Below are 15,598 nucleotides of genomic sequence, written 5' to 3' on the forward strand. Positions count from 1 at the left end.
CGCTAGCCAAGGCCTGGCGGGTTGCCGCGGTAATTCGAGGGGGTAGTGCCCGCATGGCGCGCAAAGAATCGGCAAAAGTAAGCGGGGTCCTTGAACCCGAGCTGGTAGGCGATCTCGTTGACGCTCATGCGGGTGAAGGTGAGAAGGCGCCGCGCCTCTTGCATCAGACGATCGTGAATCACTCGCTTACTGGGCACGCCGACGATGCGCCGACAAACGGCGTTGAGGCGCGCCTCGGTGACGTTGAGCGCGCGGGCGTAGGCCGCCAGCGTCCAGTGCGCGGTGTAGTGGGCCTCGATCTCCAGATTGAAGCGGCGAAACAGCGACAGCTCGTCGTGACGCACGCTCTGGGCCTTGAGCGAGTTGGCCGAAAGCCGAAAAAGGCTTACGAAGATCAACCGCGTCAGGGTGATCAGCGCGGTTTCGCGGCCAGGGCGGTTGGCCTCGAACTCCAGACGCAGCTCATCGAACAGCCGCTCGACCCGGTTCACCTCCGGTCGCGTGTCGTCGCTGACCCGGCCGGTCGCCACGCACACGGGCGCCACGCTCGAAGCGTCGCCCAGCGTCGGCGTCTCCTCGAGCAGCGACCACACCAGCTGTTGTCGTACCGTCAGTACGTGACCATCGCTGCTTTCTTCGGTCGTGAAGGCATGCGGCACGGTCGGCGGCGTCAGAAAGAACATCGGCCCCTGCTGATGAAACGGCCGCTCGTCCAGATAGACCCGTACCATGCCGCGCATGACGTAGTGCACCTGAAAAAAGCGGTCATGATGATGCACCGGCATGTTGCGCCCATAGAAGTCCGCCATGGGGCCCAGCGCATCGTAATGCACCGCCGCATCGGCGTACCGCTGATCGTACTCCTGGCCGATCGTGATGTTGGGGATAGGTTCCAGCGTCATGGTCACCCTTTTGAGCCTGTGCAGGGCGTCTGCCCGGCAAGCACTTATATTAACCACCAAAGGACGCTTGGCTCCATGACGTTGACTGCCTGTTGTTCAGGTCGCTCGATCCCGCCCGTCCCTTACAAGGAGTTTTCTCATGGGTGAAATCGTTCTCGCCGCCAAGATCACGCACGTGCCCTCGATGTATCTCTCCGAGCAGCCCGGCCCGCACCACGGCTGTCGCGCCGAAGCCATCGCCGGGCACAAGGAGATCGCCCGTCGCGCCCGCGCGCTTGGCGCCGACGTCGCCGTGGTGTTCGACACGCACTGGCTGGTCAACAGTGGCTACCACATCAACTGTGGCGACCACTTCGAAGGTCTTTACACCAGCAACGAACTGCCGCACTTCATTCAGAACATGGCCTACCAGTACACCGGCTGTCCGGACCTTGGCAACGCGATCGCCGAGCACGCCAATCGCTCGGATATCCGCACCATGGCGCACAACATTCAGAGCCTCAAGCTCGAGTACGGCACCCTGGTGCCCATGCGCTACATGCACATGGACGTGCCGGATGAGCAGCCCTTCAAGGTGATTTCCATCGCCGCCTGGGATGCCTGGCACGATCTCAACGACAGTATTCGTTTCGGCGAAGCCGTGCGCCGCGCAATCGAAGAAAGCGATTACAAGGTCATGGTGCTGGCGTCCGGGTCGCTATCGCATCGCTTCAGCGACAACGTCAATGCGCTCGAGAACCTGCACCGCTGGACGCGTGAGTTCGACCGTCAGATGGATATGCGCGTGGTCGAGCTGTGGCGCGAAGGCAGGTTCGACGAGTTTCGCGCCATGCTGCCGGAGTACGCCCAGCACTGCTACGGCGAGGGCGGCATGCACGACACCGCGATGCTGATGGGCGTGCTCGGCGAGGGCTATGACCGTCCGGCGGAGATCCTGACCGCGCCGTTCGGCAGCTCTGGTACCGGTCAGATCAACGCCGTTTTCCCGATGTAACGCCATACGCCAACTTTCAAGGAGTGCCTCATGGACATGCCCCGCAATACCTTCAAGCAGGCCATTGGCAACCAGCAAGCCCAGATCGGTCTCTGGCTGGGCCTTGCCAACGGTTACTGCGCTGAGCTTGCCGCCAACGCCGGGTTCGACTGGCTTCTGATCGACGGCGAGCATGCGCCGAACGATTTACGCACCATCCTCGGACAGCTTCAAGCCGTCGCGCCCTATTCGGTTCAGCCGATTGCCCGCCCGCCGGTAGGCGATGCGGCGACGATCAAGCAGTATCTGGATCTCGGCGTGCAGACCCTGCTGGTGCCCATGGTGGACACCGCCGAACAGGCCCGTGAACTGGTGCGCGCCACGCGTTACCCGCCAGAAGGCATTCGCGGGGTGGGTAGTGCGCTGGCCCGCGCCTCGCGCTGGAACTCGATTCCAGGCTATCTCGATCACGCCGATGGCGAGGTCTGCCTGCTGGTTCAAATCGAGACCAAACAAGGGCTCGAAAATCTCGACGAGATTGCTGCCGTCGAGGGCGTCGATGGCGTCTTCATCGGCCCGGCGGATCTCAGCGCCTCTCTCGGTCACCGCGGCGATCCAGGGCACGACGATGTACAGGCCGCCATCGAGGACGGTATCGCGCGTATCCAGAAGGCTGGCAAGGCCGCCGGCATTCTCTCGGCCAACAAGACGCTGGCCCGGCGCTATCTCGAGCTTGGCGCCACCTTCGTGGCCGTGGGAGTCGACACCAGCCTGCTAATGGGCGCGCTGAAAGCCCTGGCCGGTGAGTTCAAGGGCGGCGGCGCCCCGTCGGCATCTGCATCATCGGTGTACTGAGCCTTCCTCTTTTGACTCATCAGGCCAAGCCTTGGGGCTGGCCTCTATTCGGAACCGACCATGAACCTCACTGATTCGAAACTTCTACGTCAACAGGGCTATATCGACGGCCAGTGGCTGGATGCCGATAGCGGCGATACCTTTGACGTAACCAACCCCGCCAACGGCGACACCATTGCTTGTGTGGCGCGCATGGGGGCGGGCGATACCCAGCGCGCCATCGAGGCCGCCAACACCGCTCTACCCGCCTGGCGCGAGATGACCGCCAAGGCACGCTCGCAAATCCTCAAGCGCTGGTTCGCGCTGATGCAAGAGCACAAGGAAGATCTGGCGCGTATTCTGAGCGCGGAGCAGGGCAAGCCGCTGGCCGAAAGCCGCGGTGAAGTGGATTACGGCGCTAGCTTCATCGAGTGGTTCGCCGAGGAGGGCAAGCGCGTCTACGGTGACGTGATTCCCCACGATAAACCTGGCCGTCGGCTGGTCGTCATCAAGCAGCCGGTGGGCGTAGTGGCGGCCATCACGCCGTGGAACTTCCCCATCGCCATGATCACCCGCAAAGCGGGCCCGGCACTGGCTGCCGGCTGCACCATGGTACTCAAACCCGCCTCGGAGACGCCGCTTTCCGCGCTGGCTCTGGCCGAGCTTGCCGAGCGCGCAGGCGTCCCAGCCGGGGTGTTCAACGTGGTGGCCGGGCGCGCTGGCGAGATTGGCACCGAGCTCACCCACAGCCCGATTATCCGCAAGCTCTCCTTCACCGGCTCCACCGAGATAGGCCGCCAGTTGATGGAAGAGTGCGCAGGTACCATCAAGAAGGTCAGTATGGAGCTTGGCGGCAACGCGCCGTTTATCGTGTTCGAGGATGCCGATCTTGATGCCGCTGTCGAAGGCGCGATCGCCTCGAAATTCCGCAACAGCGGCCAGACCTGCGTCTGCACCAATCGCTTTTTGGTCCACGATGCGGTTTATGACGCCTTTAGCGAGAAGCTGGTGACTGCCGTTAAAGCGCTCAAGGTCGCCGCCGCCGAAGAAGATGGCGCCCAGCAGGGGCCGCTGATCAATTCGAAGGCCGTCGACAAGGTACGCGCCCACATCGACAACGCTATCGGCCACGGCGCGAAGGTGCTCTGCGGCGGCCAGTCCCACGCGCTGGGGGGTAACTTCTTCGAGCCCACGGTGCTGGGCGATGTGACCTCGGCCATGGACGTAGCCGGTGAGGAGACCTTCGGCCCGCTGGCGCCGCTGTTTCGTTTCAGCACCGAGCAGGAGGCTGTCGCCACGGCCAACGACACGCCGTTTGGTTTGGCGGCCTACGTCTACACCCAGAATTTGGGTCGCAGCTGGCGCATGGGCGAGGCGCTCGAATACGGCATGGTCGGCATCAACGAAGGCATCATCTCCTCCGAAGTCGCCCCGTTCGGCGGCATCAAGGCCTCCGGCGTCGGCCGCGAAGGCTCGCACTACGGCATCGAGGACTACCTCGAGGTCAAGTATCTGTGTATGGGTATCAAATAGGTAAAGATGGCTGGTCGGCATGAATATGCCGACCGTTTTTTTGAAAGTGTGTTTCTGCCACGCTATCGGTGATTAATTTTCGACATGCTTTTAATTACGTTAACCATGTCGTTCTTGATGCCAGATATTCGTCGATTACTTGCGTGTAAACCGCAATGTAGTTTGGACTTTTGTAAGGCTGCCGGATTATAAAAATGAATATCACCTTGATGAATATCATCAATGATGCAGGGATTATGGCCATCCTTTTCCTGTTAGGCGTCGTGCTACGGGCCCGAATCCAATGGGTGCAAAAGTTATTCCTTCCAGCAAGTATTATCGCGGGGCTGATGGGGTTGATAGCAGGCCCTAACGGTTTTGCATGGCTGCCGCTGTCGAACAATATCGCTCAGTATCCCGGAATACTGATTACGTTGATATTTGCATCGCTAGCGCTGAATACCCGTCGCTTTAACATGGGTGAGATGACGCGTTATGCCGGAAGCATGTGGTCTTATGGCGCAATAGGCATGGTAGGAATGTACGGTGGAGGCGTGTTGATCACTCTGATCGCATTGCAGCCATTCTGGCCCGATTTACCTGATGGCTTCGGTATTTTATTAGCGGCCGGGTTTATTGGTGGCCACGGCTCTGCTGCGGCAATTGGCAGTGTGTTCGCCGATAATGGCTGGCCCGAGGCCACCTCGTTGGGGATGACGGCGGCGACTGTTGGCGTATTGGCTTCCATCGTTGGCGGCATGGTCATCATTCGTCATAGTGTGCAGCGCGGAGAGAGTAGCTTCATTCATGGTTACGATCAGTTGCCCGTTGAAATGCGTACGGGTTTGGTGCCCGAGGATAGGCGCTCTAGCGTGAACATCGAGACGGTATCCTCGATGACGATCGATCCACTTTTGTTTCATGCTCTATTGGTTTTGGGCGTGGCGGCGGCTGCTTTCTGGATTCAGAGCGCCATTATTTGGCTGTTCGATTTTGCCGCGCCTACGTTTGCTATCGCGTTTCTGTTTGGTTTAATGGTGAACGCTTGGTTAAATCGCTGCGATATCAAGAAATACGTAAGCCCCCCTGTATTAAACCATATCGGCGGTTGTTCGACGGATGTACTCGTCGCCTTTGGTATCGCGTCCATTAACTTGTCCGTTGCACGTGATTACTTTGTTCCTCTGTTGATACTGATGATCTTCGGTATTGTATTCAGCTATTTGATGTTGCGTTTCATGGCGCCCCGATTCTACGCTTCTTATAGCTTCGAGAAAGGTATCTTTGGCTGGGGCTGGTTTACCGGCACGGTGGCGATGGGAATCGCGCTATTAAGGATCGTCGATCCAAAAATGCAGAGTAAAACGTTGGATGAGTTCGGCTTTGCCTACGTGCTATCGGCGCCGTTCGAAATTCTGATCGTTACCTTCTCGCCCTTGATTCTCCTGGCGGGAGCGGGGTGGCTATATGTGGGAGCAAGCGTGCTGATCCTTGTCGCGATCCTGCTGGTATCACACCAGTTGAAGTGGTATCGACATGGTCTTTCCGACGTTCACTAGATGTCGTGAGAACGTCGATCAGGTCGAGCGCTCGATCATCTTGATGGCAGAATGACCTCTACCAAAATGTGTATGATAGCGTCACTTTTTGATAAGGCCTGCATTGCATTCATCTTTGGCGATTTCGCAGCAGAAAAGCCGCTAACTCTATGGAATCTTCTAGAAAGGGCAGCACATGGCGCGACCGACTCCTTCAATGACCTTGGCCCTGCTTCAGGCCCGTGAATCCGCCATGGATTTTTTTCGGCCACACCTTAACCGCAATAACATTACCGAACAGCAGTGGCGGGTGATCCGTATCCTGTGGCAAGCCGAAGAGCAGACGCTAGAAAGCTACCAACTGGCTGAGCTCGCTTGCATCCTGCGCCCGAGTCTGACCGGCGTACTGGTGCGTCTGGAACAAAACGGCTTGGTCACGCGCTGGAAGCCCGAAAACGATCAGCGTCGGCTGTGCGTCACGTTGACCCCCAAGGGCAACGAGCTATTCGATAGCATGAAAGACGAGATGATGCGCCAGTACCACAAAATTCAACAGCGGCTTGGTCCCGAGAAGTACCGTACGCTGATGAAGCTGCTCGAAGAAGTACAACAGCTCGACTCCAAAGAGTAAGCGTTTACGTTCGGTCAGTGCGCTGACCGTTCCATGTTACGAATCGTACGCTCGAGAAAAGCGGCCTTATCAACTTTCAACTGCTCTCGAACCTGACGGGTCATATCGCTAAAGGCGCTACTCGAGAGCAGCATACGCGCTAGCGGGTCCGCCGCGTTGGCATCGAAGCCGCAGGCCACCAAAAAGAGCTGTGAGCGAAAGCGCTCGGCTCTTCTTGATGGCCATATTGGTCAGACAGCAGAAGCTCATGGCTTGGTCCGACAGGCAGTGATAGCCGGGAGGGCGCGACAATGCACAGGCGTTGTCGGCCTCCCCGTTGGTCAACGTAAAGCGTTACTCGCTCAGATCCGGCTCGAATAGCCCCTTTTTCATCTTGAACTTGACCCACACGATGGCGATCAGGCTGACAATGCCGAGTACCACGCCCAGCAACGTGTAGATCAGCGTGGTCATCTCGGGTGAGGGTGAGGCGTTGGCCGCTACGTACGCCATGCCGATGATGCCCAGGATCTGCGGCAGCGGGTAGAAGGGCGTGCGGTAAGGGCGGCGATGATCGGGACGGCGGCGGCGAAGTACGATGACATCGATATGCGCCACGATGTAGGCCAGAAGCCAGCTGGTCGCCGCCGCGATCACCAGCGCGATGATCTGGTCGGGCTGGATCAGTAGAAAGGGTACGAGCACGCCGACGGCTATAAAGAGGATGCTGACCCAGGGCGTCTTATAGCGTGGGTGGAGCTTGCCCATGATGGCAAACGCCTGGCCGTTGTCGGCCATGCCGGAGAGCATACGGGGTACGGCAGCCAGCACCGTATTGACCGTACTGCAGGTCGCAGTCACGCCCATTACGGTAGCGATGATCAGTCCAGCCTGACCGAAGACGCCATCGACTAAATCGAGGTACGGCAGAGGCGAGGTGGTGAGTGTTTCAACGGAGAGATAGTAGCCAGCGCCGAGGCAGAAGATCGAAAACAGCACGAAGATGATGCCCAGCGACAGGAACATGGCGCGAGGTATGCGTTTCTCTGGCTGACGGATCTCGTTGATCATGGGGCAGATGAACTCGCAGCCGACGAACATCCACATCGCCAGCGCGATCAAACCGATAAAGCTGCCATCGGTAATTCCGCCAAGACCCCAGTTGATGCCGGGTGCGGCCTGCGCCACCTCTGGTGTCGGTGGCTGGATCAGCGCCGTGGCGCCGACCACTAAAATGGCGACCACCATGGCGAAAGTGAACACGTTTTGCAGTTTGGCAAACACGTCGGTGCCCAGGATGTTGAGTATGGCAATGGTCGCCAGTAGCAGAATCGGCACTATGTGAGAGGGCAGCGTTTCGGGGAAGAGTGTCTGGAGCAGAGCATCGACCAGCAAAAACTCGGCCGGAATCGCAAAGATGGCCACTACCACGTAGCCGGCAAACACCGAAACGATAGCTGGAAAATGGCCGATCGCTTTTTGCGTGTAGGTGGCAAGCGTGCCCGCCTGCGGATACATCAGTGAAAGCTCCGAGAAGCTCATGGCGTTACAAACGGCCAGCAGCGTCGCCGCCAGCATGGCGGCCAAAAAACTCAGGCCGCCGATGCCAAAGCCCAGTAGGGCCGATGCCATAGCGCCCTGGACGACCACGGTTCCTACGCAGATGGCGATCATGGTATTGAAGCCGATCGCTTGGCGCGCCGGAGCGCTGACCAGAGGCGCCGAGCCTGTCTTCGAGGTATCGAGCATAATGAATTGTCTCCTGCCAGTTTAATTATTGTGCGGCCGATTCGGACGGCCTGAGATCAATGTGCACCTTATCCCGATGTCGTTCTTGTTCGCGGCTGCCAGACAGTTTCTTCTGCTTGCCGTGCTGACCCTGGCTAATGGGCACCTTTGGTGCTCCCCCATTTGGGGGATTTTCTGCCAGCACTACCCGGTAGACCATGAATATGTTCATGACACACCCTGTGTGACCCATATTCCACGACCTGGAGACAACAACATGACAACGACCACTTCCCCCTCCGACTGGATCTCCGTGACCGGCCTTGAAAAGGGCTTCGAGACGGACTCCTACGCGCTGGATAACTCCGCTGATCTAAGCGGCAAAAAGATCGAGTTGCACGACGCCAGCGGTAACGTTCGCCGCCTCGAGATCGACCAGCAGACGCTGCGCGTCGACGACGGCGAGGCGGTCAAGCTGCGCTTGACCTCCCTGCGCCAGGGCATTTATCTGCTCGACTGGCTGGATGAATCAACGCGCCCGACCGCCTCCTATACCGTGGTGCTGGATACACTGACCGACAGCTATACGCAGATCATCGGCACGCTGCCCACGTTCGAGACCATCAAGACCGGTCTGTACGAGCGCGCCCTCGGCGGGCGGGCACTGACCGATGTGAACGTCGAGATCAGCCACGGCACGGTGAATAAATCCTTCAGCGACGGCGCCTGCCCGCATGCCTTGACCGATGAGCTGATCGGCGTACGCAATCTCTATCGCTACAGCCCCACCGAGGTGTATGAACACACCTATCTGAACCCCAACTTCTACACTTGGCAGTGCCTGAAGGGCGTAGAGCAGGGCCTGTGCGACACCGATCTGTGCCACTACTACAAGATCGCCGACGACCTCTACCTGTTCGTCTGGCGTGAAAAGATCGTGCCGACGCTGGGCATCGTCATGATCGATGAGCAGAACCACAGAAGCGATGGCAAGATCTTCGGCGTGGGGGATACCGAGGACGCGCCGCTGGCCAACTTCCCGATGGCTTCCTACTGCCAGCGCCTGAGCCGCACGGAGTACCCCGATGACCTCTGACACTAGAACCGTCGTCATTACCGGCGCCGGAACCGGCGTCGGAGAGGCCTGCGCCCGCGAGCAGGCCGCACTCGGGCACAATGTGGTGCTGATCGGCCGCCGCCATGAACCACTAGAAGCACTGGCCGGCGAGATCGGCGGACTGGTGCTGGCAGGCGATGCCGCCAGCGCCAGCGAGTGGGAAGGCTTTTGCCGACAGATCATCGGCACCTTCGGGCGCCTCGATAGCCTGATCTGCAGCGCCGGCGGCCACGATCTGGGCGCGGCCACCGACATGTCGGAAGAGGACTGGCAAAAGGCGATGCGTCTGAACCTGGACACCGCCTTCTACAGCGCCCGGGCGTGTCTGCCGCACCTGATCGAGCAACAGGGCACCATGGTGCTGCTGGGGTCACTGGCCTCGTTTCAGGCCGGCGGCGACATCTGCGGCTACACCACCGCCAAGCACGCGCTGGTCGGCCTGACCCGCTCGCTGGCCCGCGACTACGGCCCCCGGGGCGTGCGCGTCAACTGCGTCTGCCCGGGCTGGATTCGAACGCCGATGGCCGATGAAGAGATGCAGCCGCTGATGGATCACTATCAGGAGTCGCTCGATGACGCCTACGCCCGCGTGACGCAGCACGTGCCGCTGCGCCGGGCCGCCAGCGCCCACGAGATCGCCGAGGTCTGCGCCTTTCTGATCGGCCCGGCCTCCGCCATCATTACCGGTGCGATGATCATGGCCGACGGTGGCTCGCATATCGTCGACATGCCCACACTAGCCTTCGAGGCGCTGTCCTAACGTTCACGCTTTACCGGCCGGGTCGCCAGTGGCCCGGCCATTTCTCCTTAGTAACAGGAGTTCACTCATGAGTATCCGCATCGACTACAGCGGCCGCCACGTGCTGGTGACCGGCGGCGCCCAGGGGATCGGCGAGGCTATCGTGACCCGCTTTGCCCAGGCTGGCGCCCGCGTGACGCTCGCTGACATCAACATCGAACAGGCCCGTGAGGTGGCCGAACGGCTTTCAGCCGAGGGCCATCAGGTGACGGCACGCCAGGTGGATCTCGCTGACGAGGCTGGCACCCGCGCCATGATCGAAGGCAGCGATCCGATCGACGTGCTGGTGCACAACGCCGGCTACTTTCCGCTGACGCCGTTCGAGGAGCTCACCCGTGAGCGGGTCGAGCGCACTTTCGCCGTCAACGTGCAGTCGCTGTTCTGGATGACCCAGGCGCTGCTGCCAAGCTTCAAGCAGAAAGGCAAAGGCGTGATCCTGTGCACCTCCTCGGTGACCGGCAACCGCGTCGCCTACCCAGGCCTGACCCACTACGCCGCCTCCAAGGCCGCGGTCAACGGCTTTATCCGCAACACCGCGCTGGAGATGGGCGGGCAGGGCATTCGCATCAACGGCGTCGAGCCGGGCATGATTCGAACGCCTGCGATGGATAACCTGGGGGATGACGAGCACAGCCAGAGTCTTGAGCGCGGCATTCCGCTGGGTCGGCTGGGCGACCCGGAAGACATCGCCAACGCCATGCTGTTTCTGGGTTCCGACCTGGCAAAGTACATCACCGGACAGACCATTATCGTCGATGGCGGCGCGCTGCTGCCGGAGAGCGTTACCGCGCTGGTGTAGGTTCGGTTTGAATAGCGGGCAGCAGATTTCCATTGCCCGCCGGTGGCCGTCTCGCTATGTTGGGATATCGAACTACATGGAGTCGGCCGCCATGCACTCCCCCCAGGAGCTGGGTACTTACTGCCTGAACGCCTTTACCCGAGCGGTTCCTGCATCGCTTGCCGCGTTCTACCGTATTGATGATGGCTTGAGCGCAGTCGATTTTCAGCTTCATGGCGACCCCGCCCGCATGCACGACAGCTACCTGCGCCGCTACCGCCATCTCGATCCGCTACAGCCTGGCTACTGTCAGCGCCTGGAGCGAGGGGTCGTATCGCTGCGCGATGCGCAAAGGCTACAATCAAAACAGCGTAATGACGGTTATCAGACGTTTCTAAGCCAGCACGACGTGGTGGATGTTACCGAAGTGTTGTTTTACCGCCACCGGCGCCCGGTTATGGGCATATCGCTACTACGCAAGTCATGCTTCGGCCGCTTTAACTCGCATGAACTGGCGACGCTGCAATCGCTCCAGGAGATGCTCCAACTGGCGGTTACCCACACCCCCCACGCCTTGGCTCCGGCCGAGTACGTACCAGTATCGCTGACTAAACGCGAAGCCCAACTCGTACCGCTTCTACGCGAAGGCGCCAGCAATAAGGCCATTGCCCGCGCACTCGGCATCGAGCCTTCGACCGTCAAGACTCACCTCGATAACCTGTATCGCAAGTTCGAGGTCAACAACCGTACCGAACTGGTCGGGCGGCTTTAATAATCATCCCTTGAGGGGATGCAAACTTCGTTTTCTGAGAAGGGCATACTGAGTAGGGTGTTTAAACCCATTTACGTGGACGCTGTTGAGTAACAGGGCTCGGCCAAAGCCAGGCCCTGTTTGAATCAGTTAGGTTCGGGATATTGCGTTCGAATCCGCTGCTTTAATGCTTCACGCTGATGCCGTTGTCGCGCAGTATGTTACAGAGGTTCCAGAGTTTTTGAACGATGTCATTATGGGGCATGGTGTTTCAGGCTTATGAATCATTCAATGGTAGGGGCGTAGCGTGTTGCTGTCGCTGGTCATCAGGTTCAAAAGGCGCGGGTTAACGAAGAGCTTTTCATTGCCGGCCGTTTTTTCCTGCAAAACGCCGATATCCACCAGTTGTTTAAGGTAATGGGACGCGGTCTGGCGTTTTGCGATTCCCTTATCGACCAGATTGATGATGCGACAATAGGGTTGCTCGAAAATGGTTTGAACTAGTTCGTGGCTATAGATTTTGGGCAGCTGTTGTCTGATATGCGCTTCTGTCAGAGTAATCAGTTCGCGCATGACGGCAATTTTGGCGCAGGTCCATGTCGATACCTGCTCTACTCCCTGGAGTATAAAAATCACCCATTCCTGCCAGCTTCCTGTTCGGGTGACGTGCGTCAGCAAACGGTAGTAATCATTTTTATGGGCCACGATATAGCGGCTCAGGTAGAGAATGGGCAGGGTCAGCAGCCGTTGTTCGATCAGGTAGAGGACGTTGAGTATGCGCCCGGCCCGGCCATTACCGTCATGAAAAGGGTGGATGGCTTCGAACTGGTAATGGCTGACGGCCATTTTGATCAATGGGTCGGTGTCATCTTCTGTGTGCAAATAGTTTTCCCAGTTGGCCAGCAGATGGCGGATGACCTCCTCGCCATGGGGAGGCGTGTAGATAGTTTCGCCGGTTGCCTGGTTGCCGATGATGGTACCTGGAATCTTGCGGATATCCATGTCCACGCCCTTGAGTGTGCTGCAGATTTCGACGGCCGTATTGGTGCACAAGGGCTTGCGCTGAAGGTAGGTAAACCCTTCAAAAAGCGCAGTGCGGTATCTTAGCGCTTCCTTGGTGGCGGCATCGGCCCCCTGGCCTTCCTGTGAATATTGAAACAGCTTGTCGGTGGTCGTGACGATATTTTCGATCTCGGAGCTGTCCTTGGCTTCTAGCAATGGCAGAAGGTTGATAAGCAGTGTCTGATTGGGAATCAGCTCGCCAGCTTGCTTGAGTTCAGCCAATGCGGCGCGAGCACGAATGCAGGCCTTGAGAATCGCCACCGTTTCCAGCGCTTCTTCGGCGGGTGGCAGTGGGGGGAGCTGATTGTAGGGTTGATCTGCCTGCCAAGCCATGTACGTTTTTTCCATTTATATCGACATTTTGTGACGCGGTAGCCAGTCTATGTCGATGCCATCGACATCACAATAATCAGTGTCGAAAAAATACATAAAAATCGACAATTGCCGCTCTGGTATCGATACCTTCACCGTATCTGAGAGTGCTTTGGCTTAGCTTGTTTTTGGCCGCCCTATCGCTTCGCTTAGCTCGGCCAGCATGCTATCGAGTTGGCCGTTAAGTACCTTGTTGAGTTGTTTGGCGCCGCCGGACAGGGCGAGTGGTTGAACTGCTCGGCGATAAATTGTCGGAAGCACTGTGGGTTGGCATATGGCGTGTTCGCTTTGAGTTATCGATCTCATATTAACGAAAGGGTGTTAGGAGCTTAAGGCGGTCTCATTCGTAAAGCCAATGCGTCACTAAGTAACAAAATGTTTCCAAAACTTTGTTAAAGTAGGCGTCTCAAGGCGGGAGGTTGGTGGCTGCGTGGCTATCTCAACGTTTACTGCGTTGACGCTTTCCGGCAGTGGCACACTCTCATTATCTCTTTTCTTGGAACCTCTCCATGCACGACCATCATGGCGCTTACAACCTTGCTTTGGTGATGCTTTCGCTAGGCATCGCGGCCATTGCCTCGTTTACGGCGCTGGACTTGGCCGGGCGGGTGCGGGCGAGCCAGGGGGTGATGCGCCATCTATGGCTCGTGGGTGGGGCCTTTGCCATGGGGATTGGCATCTGGTCGATGCACTTCATCGGCATGCTGGCGATGGAGATGGGCGAAGGGGTGGCCTACGGCATACCGCTGACGGTAGCGTCCTTGGTGGCGGCGATTCTCTCTTCGGCGTTGGCGCTGGGCATCGTGCAGACCGGGAGGCTCTCTTTCGTGCGCTTGGCCTTCGGCGCGTTGGTGATGGGCAGTGGTGTCTGTTTGATGCACTACGTGGGAATGGCGGCAATGCAGACGCAAGGGCCGCTGTCCTATCAGCCTTCGTTGTTTACGGTCTCGGTCGTTATTGCCATTTCGGCCTCGGCCGTGGCGCTATGGCTGGCGTTTAAGCTCAACCCGACGGCAACGCGGCGCCCGCCGCTATGGCAGCGTTTGGTGGCGGCGTTGTTCATGGGGGCGGGTATTTCCGGCATGCACTATACCGGCATGGCGGCGGCGATTTACCCCGAAGGGGGAATGCTGGCGTCCAGTAGCGGGCTGTCTACCTATGAGCTGGCCATCACCGTGGCGCTGGTATCTACCTGCATTATGCTTTCGGCGCTACTGATTTCGCTGTTCGATGTCCATATGTCGTCGCGCAATGCGCAACTGGCAGCGTCGCTGCAGGAGGCCAATCTCGAACTCAAACAGATGGTGTATCGTGATGCGCTCACCCAGCTACCCAACCGGCTAATGCTGGAGGAGCGGCTGGATCAGCAGCTGAGTGCTCAACCGTCTAGCTTTGCACTCTTCTTCGTCGATCTCGACCGCTTCAAGCAGGTCAACGACAACCTGGGTCATCACGTGGGCGATCAGTTGATTCAGCAGACCGGTGCACGCCTGCGCGCTGCCGTGCGTGATACCGATACCGTGGCCCGCGTAGGCGGCGACGAGTTCATCGTGCTGGCGGGTGACAGCGCCGCGCGTGCCGAGGCCGAAAGCTTGGCCAAGCGCTTGGTGAGTACGCTGGATAAACCGTTCCAGATCGGCACGAGTGTGGTCAAAGTCTCCACCAGCGTAGGGATCAGCCTCTACCCAGAGGATGGTCAAGACAAGCACGAACTCATGGTCCACGCCGATGCGGCGATGTACGCCGCCAAGCGCCTGGGGCGCAACAACTATCAGTTCTTCGACCCCGATATGACCTCCCACGAAGAGCGCCGGGTAACGCTCGAACGGCGCCTGCGCCATGCCATCGAGCACGCTGCTCTGCGCCTTGCCTATCAGCCCAAGGTGAGCGTCGAAACCGGGCAGGTTACCGGCGTCGAGGCGCTGCTGCGCTGGGAAGACGACGAGTTGGGCGCGGTGCGTCCCGACGAGATCATTCCGCTAGCCGAGGAGACCGGGCTGATTCTGCCTATCGGCGAGTGGGTACTGCGTACCGCTTGCCGCTATGCCCAGGCGTGGCGCGAAGAGACCGGGCAGCCGCTGGCGATGGCAGTGAACATTTCCGCCGTGCAACTCAACCATCGCCACTTTGTGGCTACGGTGAAAGAGGTACTGGAAACGACGGGCTTGGCGCCTGCGTCTTTGGAGTTGGAATTGACCGAAAGTGCGCTGGTGCTCAACCCCGACCTAGCCTTGGAAACGCTGACCGAGCTGCGCGCCCTGGGTATCGCCCTGTCTATCGACGATTTCGGTACCGGCTACTCCAACCTGGCCCAGCTGCGCCGTTTTCCTATCGATCGTCTGAAGATCGACCGCGCTTTCATGTCCCACGCGGTGACCGACCGACAAGACGCCGCCATCGTCCGCGCCGTGGTCGCGCTGGCGCGCAGCCTCGATCTGCAGGTCGTCGCCGAAGGGGTAGAGAACGAAGACCAACTGAGCCTGATCCGCCAACTGCACAGCGACGAGTACCAAGGCTATCTATGCAGTCAGGCGCTTTCGGGGGAGGCGCTAAAGGCGTTCATGCAAGAGTATGCCAAGCGTTCACCGTAACGTTTGAGCATATCAATCCAATTTCCTGCAA

General features: G+C 58.9%; 14 protein-coding genes. 10 read left to right on the forward strand and 4 right to left on the reverse strand.

Going from position 1 to position 15,598, the window contains the following annotated elements; genetic code table 11:
- Positions 1 to 2: 2 nt before the first annotated feature.
- The gene (gene hpaA / locus LLY24_RS00745; protein ID WP_259034356.1) at positions 3 to 902 is read right to left on the reverse strand and encodes a 4-hydroxyphenylacetate catabolism regulatory protein HpaA; all 900 of its coding nucleotides are present in this window, start codon (positions 900 to 902) and stop codon (positions 3 to 5) included.
- Positions 903 to 1,041: 139 nt separating this feature from the next.
- Between hpaA and hpaD the strand changes: the two genes are divergently transcribed.
- The 5 genes from hpaD to hpaR all read left to right on the forward strand — a co-directional run bounded on the left by hpaD (position 1,042) and on the right by hpaR (position 6,390).
- A complete protein-coding gene (gene hpaD, locus LLY24_RS00750) occupies positions 1,042 to 1,896 on the forward strand; it encodes a 3,4-dihydroxyphenylacetate 2,3-dioxygenase (RefSeq protein ID WP_259034357.1) in 855 nt (284 codons plus the stop codon).
- Positions 1,897 to 1,926: 30 nt separating this feature from the next.
- Positions 1,927 to 2,730, forward strand: a complete 804-nt coding sequence (gene hpaI, locus LLY24_RS00755; RefSeq protein ID WP_259034358.1) for a 4-hydroxy-2-oxoheptanedioate aldolase — start codon at positions 1,927 to 1,929, stop codon at positions 2,728 to 2,730.
- A 60-nt stretch (positions 2,731 to 2,790) separates the two neighbouring features.
- Positions 2,791 to 4,242 (forward strand): NADP-dependent succinate-semialdehyde dehydrogenase, encoded by a 1,452-nt coding sequence (gene gabD, locus LLY24_RS00760; protein ID WP_259034359.1) that lies wholly within the window; start codon positions 2,791 to 2,793, stop codon positions 4,240 to 4,242.
- Positions 4,243 to 4,436: 194 nt separating this feature from the next.
- Positions 4,437 to 5,780, forward strand: a complete 1,344-nt coding sequence (locus tag LLY24_RS00765) for a sodium/glutamate symporter (RefSeq protein WP_259034360.1) — start codon at positions 4,437 to 4,439, stop codon at positions 5,778 to 5,780.
- A 175-nt stretch (positions 5,781 to 5,955) separates the two neighbouring features.
- The gene (gene hpaR / locus LLY24_RS00770; RefSeq protein ID WP_259034361.1) at positions 5,956 to 6,390 is read left to right on the forward strand and encodes a homoprotocatechuate degradation operon regulator HpaR; all 435 of its coding nucleotides are present in this window, start codon (positions 5,956 to 5,958) and stop codon (positions 6,388 to 6,390) included.
- A 14-nt stretch (positions 6,391 to 6,404) separates the two neighbouring features.
- Here hpaR and LLY24_RS00775 read toward each other — a convergent pair whose 3' ends face one another.
- Together LLY24_RS00775 and LLY24_RS00780 are read right to left on the reverse strand one after the other, a co-directional pair.
- On the reverse strand, positions 6,405 to 6,569 hold the full coding sequence (locus tag LLY24_RS00775; protein WP_259034362.1) for a hypothetical protein: 165 nt from the start codon (positions 6,567 to 6,569) through the stop codon (positions 6,405 to 6,407).
- Between the two features lie 154 nt (positions 6,570 to 6,723).
- The gene (locus tag LLY24_RS00780) at positions 6,724 to 8,118 is read right to left on the reverse strand and encodes an APC family permease (protein ID WP_259034363.1); all 1,395 of its coding nucleotides are present in this window, start codon (positions 8,116 to 8,118) and stop codon (positions 6,724 to 6,726) included.
- A gap of 256 nt (positions 8,119 to 8,374) precedes the next feature.
- Here LLY24_RS00780 and LLY24_RS00785 point away from each other — a divergent pair, with 256 nt between their 5' ends.
- The 4 genes from LLY24_RS00785 to LLY24_RS00800 all read left to right on the forward strand — a co-directional run bounded on the left by LLY24_RS00785 (position 8,375) and on the right by LLY24_RS00800 (position 11,563).
- Positions 8,375 to 9,193 carry a molybdenum cofactor biosynthesis F family protein gene (locus tag LLY24_RS00785; protein WP_259034364.1) on the forward strand — a complete coding sequence of 273 codons (819 nt, stop codon included), beginning with the start codon at positions 8,375 to 8,377 and terminating at the stop codon, positions 9,191 to 9,193.
- Positions 9,183 to 9,974 (forward strand): SDR family NAD(P)-dependent oxidoreductase, encoded by a 792-nt coding sequence (locus tag LLY24_RS00790; protein ID WP_259034365.1) that lies wholly within the window; start codon positions 9,183 to 9,185, stop codon positions 9,972 to 9,974. The genes LLY24_RS00785 and LLY24_RS00790 overlap by 11 nt, the downstream gene beginning before the upstream one ends.
- 67 nt (positions 9,975 to 10,041) lie before the next feature.
- Positions 10,042 to 10,812 carry an SDR family oxidoreductase gene (locus tag LLY24_RS00795; protein WP_259034366.1) on the forward strand — a complete coding sequence of 257 codons (771 nt, stop codon included), beginning with the start codon at positions 10,042 to 10,044 and terminating at the stop codon, positions 10,810 to 10,812.
- 91 nt (positions 10,813 to 10,903) lie between these two features.
- Positions 10,904 to 11,563, forward strand: coding sequence for a helix-turn-helix transcriptional regulator (locus LLY24_RS00800; RefSeq protein ID WP_259034367.1), 660 nt, complete (start codon positions 10,904 to 10,906; stop codon positions 11,561 to 11,563).
- Positions 11,564 to 11,830: 267 nt separating this feature from the next.
- On the opposite strand, the gene fic is transcribed toward LLY24_RS00800, so the two are convergent.
- Positions 11,831 to 12,937, reverse strand: a complete 1,107-nt coding sequence (gene fic / locus LLY24_RS00805; protein WP_259034368.1) for a protein adenylyltransferase Fic — start codon at positions 12,935 to 12,937, stop codon at positions 11,831 to 11,833.
- A gap of 548 nt (positions 12,938 to 13,485) precedes the next feature.
- Here fic and LLY24_RS00810 point away from each other — a divergent pair.
- Positions 13,486 to 15,567 (forward strand): putative bifunctional diguanylate cyclase/phosphodiesterase, encoded by a 2,082-nt coding sequence (locus LLY24_RS00810; RefSeq protein ID WP_259034369.1) that lies wholly within the window; start codon positions 13,486 to 13,488, stop codon positions 15,565 to 15,567.
- The last annotated feature ends 31 nt before the right edge of the window (positions 15,568 to 15,598 follow it).

This window comes from Halomonas dongshanensis, assembly GCF_024790395.1.
GTDB lineage: Bacteria > Pseudomonadota > Gammaproteobacteria > Pseudomonadales > Halomonadaceae > Vreelandella > Vreelandella dongshanensis.

Bases quoted from the DNA above. Each gene is read 5' to 3' on its own strand.
- hpaR (WP_259034361.1), top strand. From the start codon at position 5,956: ATGGCGCGACCGACTCCTTCAATGACCTTGGCCCTGCTTCAGGCCCGT.
- LLY24_RS00765 (WP_259034360.1), top strand. From the start codon at position 4,437: ATGAATATCACCTTGATGAATATCATCAATGATGCAGGGATTATGGCC.
- hpaD (WP_259034357.1), top strand. From the start codon at position 1,042: ATGGGTGAAATCGTTCTCGCCGCCAAGATCACGCACGTGCCCTCGATG.
- gabD (WP_259034359.1), top strand. From the start codon at position 2,791: ATGAACCTCACTGATTCGAAACTTCTACGTCAACAGGGCTATATCGAC.
- LLY24_RS00795 (WP_259034366.1), top strand. From the start codon at position 10,042: ATGAGTATCCGCATCGACTACAGCGGCCGCCACGTGCTGGTGACCGGC.
- hpaA (WP_259034356.1), bottom strand. From the start codon at position 902: ATGACGCTGGAACCTATCCCCAACATCACGATCGGCCAGGAGTACGAT.
- fic (WP_259034368.1), bottom strand. From the start codon at position 12,937: ATGGCTTGGCAGGCAGATCAACCCTACAATCAGCTCCCCCCACTGCCA.
- hpaI (WP_259034358.1), top strand. From the start codon at position 1,927: ATGGACATGCCCCGCAATACCTTCAAGCAGGCCATTGGCAACCAGCAA.
- LLY24_RS00800 (WP_259034367.1), top strand. From the start codon at position 10,904: ATGCACTCCCCCCAGGAGCTGGGTACTTACTGCCTGAACGCCTTTACC.
- LLY24_RS00780 (WP_259034363.1), bottom strand. From the start codon at position 8,118: ATGCTCGATACCTCGAAGACAGGCTCGGCGCCTCTGGTCAGCGCTCCG.
- LLY24_RS00785 (WP_259034364.1), top strand. From the start codon at position 8,375: ATGACAACGACCACTTCCCCCTCCGACTGGATCTCCGTGACCGGCCTT.
- LLY24_RS00810 (WP_259034369.1), top strand. From the start codon at position 13,486: ATGCACGACCATCATGGCGCTTACAACCTTGCTTTGGTGATGCTTTCG.
- LLY24_RS00790 (WP_259034365.1), top strand. From the start codon at position 9,183: ATGACCTCTGACACTAGAACCGTCGTCATTACCGGCGCCGGAACCGGC.